Raw genomic sequence first — 14,755 nt, 5'->3', positions numbered from 1 at the left:
AGGGGCATGGAGCCTTTAACTCTATAGAATTCAATAAGTCATAGGAGGAAATTAAAAATGGCAGCAAGAATTTTTTATCAGGAAGACTGTAATTTATCAGTATTAGAAGGACAGACAATCGCTATCATCGGATATGGTAGCCAGGGACATGCACATGCACTGAACCTGAAAGATTCAGGATGCAATGTCATTATCGGTCTTTACGAAGGAAGCAAATCATGGGCAAAAGCAGAAGCTCAGGGATTTGAAGTATATACAGCAGCAGAAGCTGCAAAGAAAGCTGATATCATCATGGTCCTTATCAACGATGAACTTCAGGCTGATATGTATAAGAAAGACATCGAACCAAACCTTGAGGAAGGTAACATGCTGATGTTCGCTCACGGATTCAACATCCACTTCGGATGCATCACACCTCCGGCATACGTAGATGTAACAATGATCGCTCCAAAAGCACCGGGACATACAGTAAGAAGCGAATACCAGGCAGGAAAAGGAACACCATGTCTGATCGCAGTAGAACAGGATTACACAGGAAAAGCCTGGGACAGAGCACTTGCTTACGGTCTTGCAATCGGTGGAGCAAGAGCAGGACTTCTTGAAACAACATACAGAGTAGAGACAGAAACAGACCTCTTCGGAGAACAGGCTGTACTTTGCGGTGGTGTATGTGCCCTTATGCAGACAGGTTTCGAAACACTTTGCGAAGCAGGATACGATCCAAGAAACGCATACTTCGAATGCATCCATGAAATGAAACTTATCGTAGACCTGATCTACCAGAGCGGATTCGCCGGAATGAGATACTCAATCTCCAACACAGCAGAATACGGTGATTACATCACAGGACCAAAGATCATCACAGAAGATACAAAGAAAGCAATGAAGAAGATCCTCTCAGACATCCAGGACGGAACATTCGCAAAAGAATTCCTTCTCGACATGTCACCAGCAGGACGTCAGGTACACTTCAAAGCAATGAGAAAGAAAGCCGCAGAACATCCATCAGAAGTAGTAGGAGAAGAAATCAGAAAACTCTACAGCTGGAATGGTGAAGACAAACTGATCAATAACTAAGCGATAGGCAACAAGCCGGTCAGCTAAGCGGAAATAGAAGGAGTCCCGGAAAAACATGCTCGCATGCTTTTCCGGGACTCCTTCTATTTCTGATTAGTTAGTTGGCGCCGCCAACGGTCGAACAAGCTCTGCTTGTGAGACTCTGACCGGCTTGTATGTAAATCATTCGACCCACAAACTCACAAACACACCCAGCGGAATCGCGCTATGCGCCAATTCCGCGTCCCCTCAAAACAAAAGTCCCGTCCTTCCACAAACACATCCCAGCCAAACCGCGCTATGCGCCAGTTTGGCGTCCCCCCAAAACAAAAGTCCCGTTCTTCTACAAACACATCCAGCCAAACCGCGCTATGCGCCAATTCCGCGTCCCCCCAAAACAAAAGTCCCGTCCTTCCACAAACACATCCCAGCCAAACCGCGCTATGCGCCAGTTTGGCGTCCCCTCTAAACACCCATCCCGTTCCTCCACCATACTCCCCCAATATACATATTGCACAACCCACCCCTCTGTGCTATACTAAAACCAGTCAAAACCACCAAAACAACTTAAAGGAGGAACTAGAAATGGATGAAAGACTGGAAGACCTTCGCTCCGCTAAAAACCCAAAGGCGCGAATTAAAATTTTAAAAGGACACTTTGCAACAAGTCATTCCCACATCAACACCTACATCGACATGTCAACGGTCAAATCCCGTCACAACAACGCCCGTGAAACTGCAAAAGTTCTTGCAGCAGCTTACCTTTCTAACACAACGGTAGATACCATCGTTTGCATGGAAGAGACAGAAGTGATCGGAACCTTCCTTGCCGAGCAGCTTGCCGATGAGAACCAGTACTCACTCAGCAAAGGAAACAACATTTCCATTATTACCCCGGAGATGTATCAGGACGGACAGATCCTGTTCCGTGACAACAAACAGAGAATGGTTGAGAACAAACAGGTTCTGATCCTTGCAGCGTCCATCACAACCGGTAAATCTGTCAAACAAGCAATCGAGTCTGTTCTCTACTACGGTGGAAGAGTCTGCGGAATCAGCGCAATTTTCAGTTCAGTCAACAAGATTGCAGGAATGGAAGTCAATACGATCTTCACAAGCAGTGATCTTCCGCATTACAGAGCATATTCTCCGGAAGATTGCCCGAAGTGCAGAGAAGGACAGCGGATCGAAGCTATCGTGAACAGCTACGGTTATTCTAAATTATAAGAGAAAATCAGAAGACAAAAAAAGTCTGTACCGAATACAAGCAGCATTTCAGTACAGACTCTTTTTTGAAAGATTTATGAAAACAAAAAAGACAGCCACTGACGGGATGGCTGCCTTTTTATCATTCATTATTTATCTCGAAACCGGAATTAAGCAATTTCGTTAACAGCTTTTGTTAAACGAGAGATCTTTCTTGCGCAAGTATTTTTGTGGTAAACACCCTTGCTTCCTGCTTTGTTGATTACAGAGATTGCTTCTTTTAATGCAGCCTTTGCAGCTTCAACGTCTTTCTTTTCAACAGCAGTTTCAACTTTCTTTACATAAGTTTTCACTTTAGATTTGATTGCTTTATTTCTAGCTGTCTTTGTCTCAGTTACTAAAATTCTCTTTTTTGCGGATTTAATATTAGCCATTTCCGACACCTCCAAATTATCATTTCATAAATTATATAATCATAATATTGAATTCGACGAAAAGTGACACGGAACATCCGTCGAACACACTTATTTATTTTAGGCGAAGAAAGATTGCTTGTCAATACATAATTCCAATTTTTTGCGAAAAACTAAGTGAATAAGACAGAAAATACAGAAATGGGAGAGGACTATGGTTGAAAAGTATAATATCAGGACGGATCTGGCGCTGGAAGAGAAGGAACGGTTTGAATCTGATCATGTTGAGGTCCAGGGTGTGATCTTGACGGAAGAGTATGATGAGGAAAATGAGATCCGCATCACGACCGTGAGGATTGAGACCGAAAACGGAGCAAAAGTGATGGGGAAACCGGTTGGCAGCTATATCACGATCGAGGCACCGGAAATGGCAGTTCCCGATGAAGGATATCATGAGGAGATTTCACAGCAGCTCCGGAAATTCATTGGAGAACTGCTTCCTAAAAGAAAGATGGAAAAGATCCTGGTGGTCGGTCTTGGCAACCGCCAGGTGACACCGGATGCACTTGGTCCTTATGTGGTAGACAACCTGCATATCACAAGGCATATCATTGAAGAGTACGGAAAGTATGCAACAGGGGAAGATGAGGTCTGGTCGGTCAGCGCGATCGTGCCGGGGGTTATGGGGCAGACCGGAATGGAGACTGTGGAGGTGATCCGGGGGGTGGTGGCAGAGACAAAACCGGATATCCTTCTGGTGATCGATGCGTTGGCAGCGAGAAATTCAAAAAGGCTGAACCGGACGATCCAGATTGCGGATACGGGAATCAATCCGGGATCCGGGGTGGGAAATCACCGAAATGCAATCACGGAAAAGACAGTCGGGATCCCGGTGATTGCAATCGGTGTGCCGACTGTAGTGGATGCGGCAACCATTGTAGGCGATACGATGGATAATCTGCTCAGTGCAGTGGAAGTATCTGAATCTTTAAAAGGCATGGCAAGTGTGATCAAAGGATACAGTCCGGCAGAAAAATATGAGCTGATTAAAGAACTGATCGCGCCACATTTAAATGGAATGTTTGTAACACCAAAAGATATTGATGAGACCGTCAGGCGAATCAGTTATACGATTTCGGAGGCACTGAATATGCTTTTTGCGGCTTCAGCGACATAATCAGGCAGTGAGCTGCATATATTATGTCAATATGACACAAAAGGTCCGGGGCAGGATCCAGTCTGGAAAGATATGGTTTTGCTACAGCGATCTTCAGAAACTGGCAGGGAGGCGCGCAGATGAAAAAAGAACAGAGAATTTGTGTGCTTCTTGCCATTATGATTTTGGGAATCTGGGGACTGGAAGCAAAAAGCAGCGGTTCACTGATCCCGAAGTCCTGGAAGATCAGGATGATCCAGAGCGTTCAGGAGAATGCGGAGCGGCTTTATATGCCGGGAGTTACATATACGGAAAAAAAACAAGGGGAAATCCGGGTGACGGAGGCTGTTGTCCACATGGCATCTGCCCTGATTCCTCTTGGCAATTATGTGACTGAACGGGAGGCGGCAGAGCTTCTGACAGAAGATGAGGCTACCTATGCGATTCTTGCAAAAAAGCAGGCAGAAGAAGAAAATTCGGTGGATGAAAATGGACAGCTTATCGGGAAAGACAAAAGTGAAGAGACAAGGCAGGCGTCCGTACCGACGATGGATCTTTCAATGGAGCGGCTAAATGATTTTGAATATCTTGTGAGCAATTTTTATACGGTGGACAGCGTGACTTATATCAATCCTTCGGAGTTGAACGCTTCGGAGCTGCTTGGAAAGGATTTGAGGATCGATCTGAGTACGGGCGGTTCGAAAATCCTGATCTATCACACCCATTCCCAGGAGACATTTGCAGATTCGGACAATGATCCGTCCACCTCAATTGTAGGGATCGGGCGTTATCTGACGGAGATTTTAAATAACAAATACAAGATTCCGACCATGCATCATGAGGGTGTATATGATCTGATCAATGGGAAACTGGACCGGAGCGAGGCCTATGAATTTGCCAAACCTGAGGTGGAACAGATCCTTGCGGAAAATCCGAGTATCGAAGTGGTGATCGATCTGCATAGAGACGGCGTGGCGGATACTACGCATCTGGTGACAGAGATAAATGGGAAACCGACGGCACAGATCATGTTTTTTAACGGACTGAGCCGGACGCGGGTAAACGGAGACCTTGTCGGAATGGCCAATCCATATTTGCAGGATAATCTTGCATTTTCCCTGCAGATGAAGATTGCGGCAGAAACAAAATATCCGGGATTTGCAAGGAGAAACTATCTTCGCGGCTATAAATACAATATGGATCTGATGCCGCGGATGCTTCTTATTGAGGCGGGCGCGCAGACCAACACGGTAGAGGAAATGCGAAATGCCATGGAGGTGCTGGCAGACCTTTTAAATAGTGTGCTGACCGGACGATAGAGGGAGTATTCTTATGACAGAATGGAAACTACAGAAGTTTAACGATATAAAATATGTTATAATGGCAGGGGAGGTCAATTTGGCTTGACAAGAGGATTGAAATTGAGATAGAATTTTTCTTACTGAATTGAAGAAACAGATCAGGGAATCCGGGAAATTGTAAGGAGGCTGCTGCCGCAGGATTTTACCTGGATATTTTAGGATAGATCATAAGAGGAGAGGAAGAAAATGGCAAAAAAGACTACATATGATGCGGAGAGTATTACCATTCTGGAAGGACTGGAAGCCGTCCGGAAAAGACCGGGAATGTATATTGGAAGCGTCAGTACCAAGGGGCTTAACCACCTGGTGTACGAAATTGTAGATAATGCGGTAGATGAGCATCTGGCAGGATTTTGTTCACAGATAGAGGTGACACTGGAAAAGGACGGTTCTGCAACGGTAACAGATAATGGACGCGGTGTGCCGGTAGGTATGCATGCAAAAGGAGTATCGGCGGCCAGAATCGTATATACCACCCTACATGCGGGAGGTAAGTTCGATGATTCGGCATACAAGACAAGTGGCGGTCTGCACGGAGTAGGTTCTTCGGTTGTTAATGCACTATCTACTTATATGGATGTAAAGATCAGTCGTGACGGTGCGGTCCACCACGACCGTTATGAGAGAGGAATTCCGGTGGTAGAACTGGAGGATGGGCTTCTTCCGGTGATCGGAAAGACCAAAAAGACCGGAACCTGTGTCAATTTTCTTCCAGATCCGACAATTTTCGAGAAGACGAGATTTAAAGAGGAAGAGATCAAGAGCCGACTGCATGAGACAGCCTACCTGAATCCGGAACTGACGATTATATTTACAGATAAAAGAAAGACACAGGAAGAGAGGATCGAGTATCATGAACCGGATGGGATCATTGGATTTATCAAGGATCTGAATTCCAAAAAAGAAGTGATCCACGATCCGGTTTACTATAAAGGAGAAGCAGAAGGTATCGAAGTGGAAGTTGCATTCCAGTATGTGAATGAATTTCATGAAAATGTATTAGGTTTCTGCAACAATATTTATAATGCGGAAGGGGGAACCCATCTGACCGGGTTCAAGACGACATTTACGACGATCATGAACCAGTATGCCCGTGAAATTGGTGTGTTAAAGGATAAGGATGCCAACTTTACCGGTGCGGATGTACGGAACGGAATGACGGCGATCGTATCGATCAAGCACCCGGATCCGAGATTTGAGGGACAGACCAAGACAAAGCTGGACAACCAGGATGCGGCAAAAGCGACCGGAAAGGTGACCAGTGATGAGATCCCGCGTTTCTTTGACCGGAATCTGGAGACACTGAAAAAGGTTCTTTCCTGTGCGGAAAAAGCAGCAAAGATCCGTAAGACCGAGGAAAAGGCAAAGACGAATCTTCTGACCAGGCAGAAATATTCTTTTGACAGTAACGGTAAGCTTGCCAACTGTGAGAGCAGGGATGCATCCAAATGTGAAATCTTCATCGTTGAGGGAGATTCTGCGGGAGGAAGCGCAAAGACTGCCCGTGACAGAATGTATCAGGCAATCCTGCCGATCCGTGGAAAGATTCTGAACGTGGAAAAAGCAAGCATCGATAAGGTTCTGGCAAATGCCGAGATCAAGACCATGATCAATGCATTCGGATGTGGATTTTCAGAGGGATACGGTAATGACTTTGATATCACAAAGCTGCGGTATGACAAGATTATCATCATGGCGGATGCGGATGTGGATGGAGCGCATATTTCCACACTGTTGCTGACCTTATTCTACCGGTTTATGCCGGAACTGATATACGAAGGTCATGTCTACGTGGCAATGCCGCCGCTTTATAAGGCAATGCCGAAAAAGGGAGAAGAAGAGTACCTTTACGATGATAAGGCACTGGAGAGATATAGAAAGACACATTCCGACTTTACCCTGCAGCGATACAAAGGTCTGGGTGAAATGGATGCAGAGCAGCTCTGGGAGACAACCCTCAACCCGGAAACTCGAATGATGAAACGGATCGAGATCGAGGATGCACGTATGGCATCCGGTGTAACAGAGATGCTGATGGGAACAGAAGTTCCGCCGCGCCGCGCATTTATTTATGAAAATGCGACAGAGGCAGAACTGGATATTTAAAAACAGATCGGAAAGGCATGGATTTTCAAAAGGGGAAAGTCTGTGCATCAGAAAACATAAACTAGAAGAGGTAAGAGAAAATGGAAGAGTCACAGATCATCCGGACGGAATATTCGGAGCTGATGAAAAAATCATATATTGACTATGCCATGAGTGTTATCATTTCCAGAGCCCTCCCGGATGTCAGGGATGGTTTGAAACCGGTACAGAGAAGAACACTCTATGACATGTATGAGCTGGGAATCCGTTATGACAGACCATATCGTAAATGTGCGCGTATTGTCGGGGATACCATGGGTAAATATCATCCACATGGAGACAGCTCGATCTATGAAGCGCTGGTTGTTATGGCACAGGAATTCAAAAAAGGAATGATCCTGGTAGATGGTCATGGAAACTTCGGCTCCATTGAAGGAGACGGGGCTGCAGCCATGCGTTATACTGAAGCAAGACTGGCGAAAATCACACAGGAGGCATATCTTGCCGATCTGGACAAAGATATCATTGATTTTGTACCGAATTTTGATGAGACAGAAAAAGAGCCGGCAGTTCTTCCGGTAAGAATTCCGAACCTTCTGCTGAACGGTGCGGAAGGAATCGCAGTTGGTATGGCAACCAGTATTCCGACACATAACCTGGGCGAGATTGTGGATGCGGTTAAGGCATACATGAAGAACAATGATATCACGACAAAACAGCTGATGAAGTATATCAAAGGACCGGATTTCCCGACAGGCGGGATCGTCGTCAATAAAGATGATCTGGCAGAAATTTATGAGACTGGAACCGGAAAGATCAAGATTCGTGGAAAAGTAGATGTGGAAGAGATAAAAGGCGGACGGAAGAAGATCGTCATTTCCGAAATCCCGTACACCATGATCGGAGCCGGAATCGGTAAATTTCTGAACGATGTCTGCAATCTGGTGGAGACAAAGAAGACCAGTGACATCGTAGACATTTCCAATCAGTCTTCCAAGGAAGGAATCCGTATTGTAATTGAAGTGAAGCGTGATGCAGATGTGGACAATCTGATCAACATGCTTTATAAAAAGACCAGACTGGAGGATACCTTTGGTGTCAATATGCTTGCGGTAGCCGATGGCAGACCGGAAGTACTGGGACTCAAACGTATCATCGAACATCATGTAGATTTCCAGTTTGAACTTGCAACCAGAAAATACAAGACGCTGCTGAAAAAAGAGCAGGATAAAAAAGAAATCCAGGAGGGTCTGATCAAGGCGTGTGACGTGATCGACCTGATCATTGAGATCCTGCGTGGAAGCTCGTCCATCAGGGATGCAAAAAAATGTCTGACAACAGGTGCGACGGAGAAGATCAAGTTTAAGTCGAAAAGATCTGAGAAGATGGCATCCATGCTCCGGTTTACCGACCGGCAGGCACAGGCAATTCTGGAGATGCGTCTGTACAAGCTGATCGGTCTGGAAATCGAGGCGCTGATGAAGGAGCATGAGACAACGCTTGCAAATATTGCAAAATATGAGGATATTCTGAATAATTATGATTCTATGGCGCAGGTGATCATTGATGATCTGGATGCGCTGAAAAAAGAATATGCCGTGAAGCGTAAAACGAAGATCGAGAATGCAGAAGAAGCTGTGTTTGAGGAAAATAAAGTACAGGAGCAGGAGGTTGTCCTTCTGATGGACCGCTTTGGTTATGCAAAGACGGTGGATGGATCCGTCTATGAACGTAACCGGGAAGCGGCAGATAAGGAGAATAAGTATATTCTGCGCTGTATGAATACCGGCAAGTTGTGTCTTTTTACATCGGATGGCAAGATGCATCAGATCAAAGTGATGGATCTCCCTTATGGAAAATTCAGGGACAAAGGATTTCCAATCGACAATGTAAGTAATTTTGACAGTACAAAAGAAGAAATCGTATATCTATGTGATGACAGAGAACTCTTTTTCTCAAAATTTCTGTTTGTCACGAAGCAGGGAATGATCAAAAAGGTGGCAGGAAGTGAATTCCAGGTAACTAAGCGGACAATCGCGGCAACGAAGCTGCAGGATGAAGATGCACTGGTAAGTATCCGGCCGATCCGGGATGCGCAGGATGTAGTTCTGATGACGGAGAATGGATTTGTGCTCCGTTTCCCGGCGGAAGAAGTTTCGGAGAAGAAAAAGGGTGCAGTTGGTGTGCGCGGTATGAAATTACAGAAAAATGACAGCGTGGAAGAGGTATATCTGTTTGAAGAAGGAACGGAGAGCAAGGTGATCTTCCATGAAAAAGAAGTGACACTGAACCGCTTGAAACGGGCGAAAAGAGATGGAACAGGAACACGAATGAGAAAGTAGGTCGGTCATATGGCAACGGTAGGAATTGATCTTGGAACAACAAACAGTCTGGTAAGCGTGTGGCAGGATGATAAATGCACGTTGATTCCAAATAATCTGGGAGAATATTTAACACCGTCGGTAGTAGGAATTGATGAGAACGGTGAGATGCTGGTAGGGAGAACGGCGAAAGAGCGTCTGATCTCCCATCCGGAAAGTACAGTGGCAAGTTTCAAGCGTTTTATGGGGACGGAGAAGACATTTATGCTTGGAAACAGGCGGTTTACAGCGGCAGATCTGTCGTCCATGGTCCTGCGGCAGCTGAAAGAAGATGCGGAAAAATACCTGGGTGAGCCGGTTGAAGAGGCAGTCATCAGTGTCCCGGCGTATTTTAATGATTTTCAGAGAAATGCGACGAAGATGGCAGGAGAGCTTGCCGGACTTACTGTGGAGCGTCTGGTCAATGAGCCGTCGGCGGCAGCACTTGCCTATCGCTTTGGAAAGACTAAGGAGGATCAGACCTTTCTGGTGTTTGATTTTGGCGGAGGAACTCTGGATATCTCGATCGTAGATGCATTTGACAGTGTGATCGAGATTGTGGCAGTTGCCGGAGACAATCATCTCGGTGGGGATGATGTGAACCGTGCAATTGCGGAAAAATTCCTAAGTGTCAATCGGATTGATGAAGGAAAGATCACTAATGAAGAAAGAGCCAGCCTGATCCGGGAGAGTGAGAAGCTGAAACGTACACTGACTGATGCGCCGGAGGGCGAGATGGAGGTTGTGATCAGCGGACAGATTTACCAGATGAAACTGGATGCGAAAGGACTTCTGGAGGTGTCTGCAAAGCTGCTGGAAGGAATCGGGATTCCGCTGAAACGGGCGATGAACGACAGTGGTTATGGATGGGAGGATATTGACGAGATCATTATGATCGGTGGATCCGGTAAGATGAAGATCGTGCAGAATTATCTGCAGTTTTTGAGTGGTAAAAGACCGCGGTGTGAGATCGATCCGGATGTTGCGGTTGCGGTCGGCGCCGGAATGTATGCCGGAATCAAGGAGCGGCAGCAGGCAGTGCGGGATGTACTTCTTACAGACATTTGTCCGTTTACACTTGGAACCGAGATCATTCATGGAGATACCAAGGGACCGGCGATCATGTCTCCGATCATTGAGCGGAATTCGGTACTTCCGATCAGCCGGGTGGAGCGATACTGGACGGTACATCAGTTCCAGGAATACTGTGATATCACGATTTTACAGGGCGAGCACCGCTATGCAGACCAGAATCTGGAGCTCGGACGGATCCGTGTGCCGGTGCCGCTGGCAAGAAGAGAGGATCAGAGGGAAGCGGTGGATGTCCGATTTACCTATGACATTAACGGAATTCTGGAAGTGGATGTGACCGTGGTGAGCACCAAGGAGCATTTCAGTAAGGTGATCGTCAACAAAAATATCCATCTGACACCAGAGCAGATTGAGGAAAGAAGAAAAGAGTTGCAGAAGATTAAGATCCATCCGAGAGAGCAGGAAAAGAACCGGCTTCTGCTGGAAAGAGGCGACCGTCTTTACGAAGAAAACACCGGAGAAATCCGAAAATATCTGGACAAGATCCTGGCAGATTTTTCAGTTGCATTAAATACACAGGATTTGCGGACGATCGAGAAGGCGTATACAAGGACAAGTGAGCTTCTGGATATTGTGGAGAATACACCGAAGAGATCGGTGCCGGTCAAGATAGAAGCTTATCTGTATGATGAGTGGAGGAGGCAGCAGTGATGAACTGTTTTACGGTACTTGGGATTGAACCAACAACGGAAAAGAAAACGATAAAGCGGGCGTATGCGGCGAAGTCCCGGGAGTTCCACCCGGAAGAACACCCGGAGGAATTCCAGAGGATCCACGATGCCTATGAAGAGGCGCTTGCGTGGGCGGAGCGCAATGCGGGAAGAGGGGAAGAGCCACAGATGCCGGAAGAGCCGCGGCGGATGGAGATGGGAGCAGCGGAGCAGGAAAAAACAGCGGAATCTGAAACATGGAATTATGCAGAGCCGGAGAGAAACCCGGAAGAGGATTACATGGAAAATCCTCAGAAAGAAGATGCACAGTCAGAAGAATCTTCTGCGCAGTATGAAGAACTTCCTGTGCATTCTGACGAAGATTCTGAGGAAAGTTTCCGGGAAGAAGAGGCAGGAGAGCCATCTGTACAGTTAGAGGAAGATTCCCGGACGTGGGACAGTGACTGGACCCGTCAGTTCCAGAATATGGCGGATGCTTCTGAGCGACAAGGCGCGGATGACCGTGAGGTCCGGAAAATCATGGAGCAGTGCATCAGTCTGTATTTGAATGAAAAGGAACGGAATAAGCTGTATCATTGGAAGGATATTCTGGAGGAACCGGCGTATAGAGAATATTTCCGAACAAAAACCTTTGTGGAATCCTGGTATCATTTTCTGGACACCCACCGGATGTTTGATGCGGCGATCTGGCAGTATTTTCAGTGGATCGATGGAAAATTATTTTCAGCTCTTGAAGCAGATGTGATGCCGTTTGCCTATCCGACACAAGAAGAAATCGAAAGAATGCCGCGGCAGGAGACACCGGAACAGACGCAGGAGAGGCGAACACCGGAGCCTGGTTCGGCACTTCCAAAGGTGAAAAAGGAGAAATCCAAAGCGGTGAAGGTACTCTTATATCTTGCGGCGCTTGCGGGAACCGGGATCGGCGGAATGATCCTTGGAATTATAGCAGGTACGATATTAGGGTAAGGAGGACGGAAGATGAAAAAGAAAAAATCCGGAAAAAGAATTTTTGCAATCGTTCTTCTTGTTGTGATTGGAATTGGCGGTTTTTACTTTGGATATGATATCGGAAGAATGGATCACGATGAGGAGAGGATTCGGGCAGAGCTGAAAAAGACGACTGCTGATTCAGAAATATCTATCCGCCCGGTTGCAAAGGGTGGTACTGGAAAAACGGAGATCGAAATCCTGACAGAATGTCTGGAGGATGCGAAGGACAGCCTGGAGAATCTGGAAAAATATAATGAACAGCTGCAGGCACTCGATGGAAAGACACCGGATACAGAAACCGTTGTTTTGATACAGGATCTGGATGATAAGAACGAAAAAGCATATGAAGTACTGAAAGATCTTACGGAAGACCCGGCGGGATACATCGCAGAAAAAGCGGCGGCGCGTGGCGAAGGTGATGAAGTCTGGGCAGATGACTGGGCAGCAGATATCCAGGTTGTAAAATGGCTGAAGGAGAACGACGGAAAGCGTCTTTACAAAGAGAATCAGGCATATATTTTAAAAATCCTTGCATTTCAGGAAAAGTAGTGCTATACTGTATGCAGTTACATAAGAAATCTGGCAGAAGAGTGGACGAAAGTTCACTCTTCTTTTTGCCAGTCATACAACCAAAATCGGACAGATTTTTGGAGCCTGATTAAGAAAGGAAGTTGCAGATTGTCAAAAAAAGAAGTATATGAACAGAAAACAGAAGAGATTCTGAACCCAATCGTGGAAAAGCATGGATTTGATCTCTGGGATGTAGAATATGTAAAAGAGGGCGGAAACTGGTACCTGCGTGCTTATATTGATAAGCCGGGAGGAATTATGGTCGATGACTGTGAGGTTGTAAGCCGGGAACTTTCAGACATTCTGGATGAGAAGGATTTTATCGATGAAGCGTATATTCTGGAAGTGAGTTCGCCGGGACTTGGCAGACCGCTGAAGAAAGAAAAAGACTTTGCAAGAAGCCTGGGAGAAGAAGTAGAGGTTCGTACTTACCGGGCAATCGACAGACAGAAAGAGTTTATTGGAATCTTAAAAGATTATGATAAAGATACAGTTACCATTGAATATGAAGACGGCGAGACGATGACATTTGATAAAGCAGACATCGCACTGATCCGTCTGGCGTTCGATTTCTAGTGACAGGAGGAAGAAGGAAATGAATACCGAATTATTAGAAGCACTTACAATTCTTGAAGAGGAAAAAGATATCAGCAGAGATACTCTGATGGATGCCATTGAGAATTCACTGATCAATGCATGTAAGAATCATTTCGGAAAAGCAGACAATATCAAAGTAATTATGGATAAGGAGACATGCGATTACACTCTGATCCAGGAGAAAACCGTTGTAGAAGAAGTAGAGGACAAAGTAGAACAGATCAGTCTTGCAGATGCGAAGATGATCGATCCTTCTTATGAGATCGGTGACATCGTACAGATCCCGGTTGAGTCCAAATCTTTCGGACGTATCGCAACACAGAATGCAAAGAACCTGATTCTTCAGAAGATCCGCGAAGAAGAAAGAAAAGTTGTATATGATCAGTACTTTGAAAAAGAAAAAGATATCGTGACAGGTGTGGTTCAGAGATATATTGGCAAGAATGTCAGTGTAAACCTTGGAAAAGCAGATGCGATCCTTACTGAGAATGAGCAGGTAAAAGGTGAGAAATTCGAGCCGACAGAGCGTATCAAACTTTACGTTGTAGAGGTGAAGAACACGACAAAAGGACCAAAGATCCTTGTATCAAGAACACATCCGGAACTGGTTAAGCGTCTTTTTGAGGCGGAAGTAACCGAGGTGCGTGATGGTATTGTAGAGATCAAGAGCATCGCAAGAGAAGCAGGTTCCCGTACCAAGATCGCAGTATGGTCTAACGACCCGGATGTAGATCCGGTTGGAGCATGCGTTGGTATGAACGGTGCCAGAGTCGGAGCCGTTGTAAATGAACTCCGCGGTGAAAAGATTGATATCATCAACTGGAGTGATAACCCGGCAATCCTGATCGAGAATGCACTCAGCCCGGCGAAGGTTATTTCTGTAATGGCTGATCCGGATGAGAGAACAGCAAGTGTAATTGTACCGGATTACCAGCTTTCACTTGCAATCGGTAAAGAAGGTCAGAATGCACGTCTTGCAGCAAGACTGACCGGATATAAGATCGATATCAAGAACGAAACACAGGCGATCGAGTCTGGCGAACTTCCGGCAGATTATATGAATATGGCTGAGAATTATGAAGATGATTATCAGGAGGAAGAGTATTCAGACGAAGAATATTCTGCTGATGAAGAATCAGAGGAAGAAGTAGCAGATGATCTTGATCTGTATGAAGAATAGACAGAGGTGATTATT

General features: G+C 45.8%; 12 protein-coding genes. 11 read left to right on the top strand and 1 reads right to left on the bottom strand.

Annotated features, from left to right (window positions below; all coding sequences use genetic code 11):
- Window positions 1–57: 57 nt before the first annotated feature.
- Together ilvC and PGY05_RS01795 are read left to right on the top strand one after the other, a co-directional pair.
- On the top strand, window positions 58–1,077 hold the full coding sequence (gene ilvC, locus PGY05_RS01800) for a ketol-acid reductoisomerase (protein ID WP_118199207.1): 1,020 nt from the start codon (window positions 58–60) through the stop codon (window positions 1,075–1,077).
- 564 nt (window positions 1,078–1,641) lie between these two features.
- Window positions 1,642–2,283 carry an orotate phosphoribosyltransferase gene (locus PGY05_RS01795; protein WP_008369334.1) on the top strand — a complete coding sequence of 214 codons (642 nt, stop codon included), beginning with the start codon at window positions 1,642–1,644 and terminating at the stop codon, window positions 2,281–2,283.
- Window positions 2,284–2,432: 149 nt separating this feature from the next.
- On the opposite strand, the gene rpsT is transcribed toward PGY05_RS01795, so the two are convergent.
- Window positions 2,433–2,696 carry a 30S ribosomal protein S20 gene (gene rpsT, locus PGY05_RS01790; protein ID WP_173688486.1) on the bottom strand — a complete coding sequence of 88 codons (264 nt, stop codon included), beginning with the start codon at window positions 2,694–2,696 and terminating at the stop codon, window positions 2,433–2,435.
- A gap of 193 nt (window positions 2,697–2,889) precedes the next feature.
- On the opposite strand from rpsT, the gene gpr reads away from it, so the two are divergent.
- The 9 genes from gpr (at window position 2,890) to nusA (ending at window position 14,740) form a co-directional block, all read left to right on the top strand.
- Window positions 2,890–3,852: a GPR endopeptidase gene (gene gpr, locus PGY05_RS01785; RefSeq protein ID WP_117823782.1), complete on the top strand. Its 963-nt coding sequence runs from the start codon at window positions 2,890–2,892 to the stop codon at window positions 3,850–3,852.
- A 119-nt stretch (window positions 3,853–3,971) separates the two neighbouring features.
- Window positions 3,972–5,150 carry a stage II sporulation protein P gene (locus PGY05_RS01780; protein ID WP_270205947.1) on the top strand — a complete coding sequence of 393 codons (1,179 nt, stop codon included), beginning with the start codon at window positions 3,972–3,974 and terminating at the stop codon, window positions 5,148–5,150.
- A gap of 228 nt (window positions 5,151–5,378) precedes the next feature.
- Window positions 5,379–7,298 carry a DNA gyrase/topoisomerase IV subunit B gene (locus PGY05_RS01775; protein WP_022220261.1) on the top strand — a complete coding sequence of 640 codons (1,920 nt, stop codon included), beginning with the start codon at window positions 5,379–5,381 and terminating at the stop codon, window positions 7,296–7,298.
- 80 nt (window positions 7,299–7,378) lie between these two features.
- Window positions 7,379–9,619 carry a DNA gyrase/topoisomerase IV subunit A gene (locus tag PGY05_RS01770; protein WP_270205948.1) on the top strand — a complete coding sequence of 747 codons (2,241 nt, stop codon included), beginning with the start codon at window positions 7,379–7,381 and terminating at the stop codon, window positions 9,617–9,619.
- Between the two features lie 9 nt (window positions 9,620–9,628).
- Entirely contained in the window at window positions 9,629–11,380 is a 1,752-nt protein-coding gene (locus tag PGY05_RS01765; RefSeq protein WP_270475223.1) for a molecular chaperone HscC, read from the top strand.
- Window positions 11,380–12,369 carry a DnaJ domain-containing protein gene (locus tag PGY05_RS01760; RefSeq protein WP_270475222.1) on the top strand — a complete coding sequence of 330 codons (990 nt, stop codon included), beginning with the start codon at window positions 11,380–11,382 and terminating at the stop codon, window positions 12,367–12,369. The genes PGY05_RS01765 and PGY05_RS01760 overlap by 1 nt, the downstream gene beginning before the upstream one ends.
- 12 nt (window positions 12,370–12,381) lie before the next feature.
- Complete coding sequence (locus PGY05_RS01755; RefSeq protein ID WP_008369317.1) at window positions 12,382–12,942, top strand: hypothetical protein; 561 nt, start codon at window positions 12,382–12,384, stop codon at window positions 12,940–12,942.
- Window positions 12,943–13,071: 129 nt separating this feature from the next.
- Complete coding sequence (gene rimP / locus PGY05_RS01750) at window positions 13,072–13,539, top strand: ribosome maturation factor RimP (protein WP_008369315.1); 468 nt, start codon at window positions 13,072–13,074, stop codon at window positions 13,537–13,539.
- Between the two features lie 19 nt (window positions 13,540–13,558).
- Window positions 13,559–14,740: a transcription termination factor NusA gene (gene nusA, locus PGY05_RS01745; protein ID WP_008369313.1), complete on the top strand. Its 1,182-nt coding sequence runs from the start codon at window positions 13,559–13,561 to the stop codon at window positions 14,738–14,740.
- Window positions 14,741–14,755 lie beyond the last annotated feature (15 nt).

The sequence above is a fragment of the Coprococcus sp. AF51-11b1 genome (assembly GCF_027682785.1).
GTDB lineage: Bacteria > Bacillota > Clostridia > Lachnospirales > Lachnospiraceae > Allocoprococcus > Allocoprococcus comes.
The sequence above is the reverse complement of the archived record's forward strand: the minus strand, read 5'-3'. Positions and strand labels throughout refer to the sequence as shown.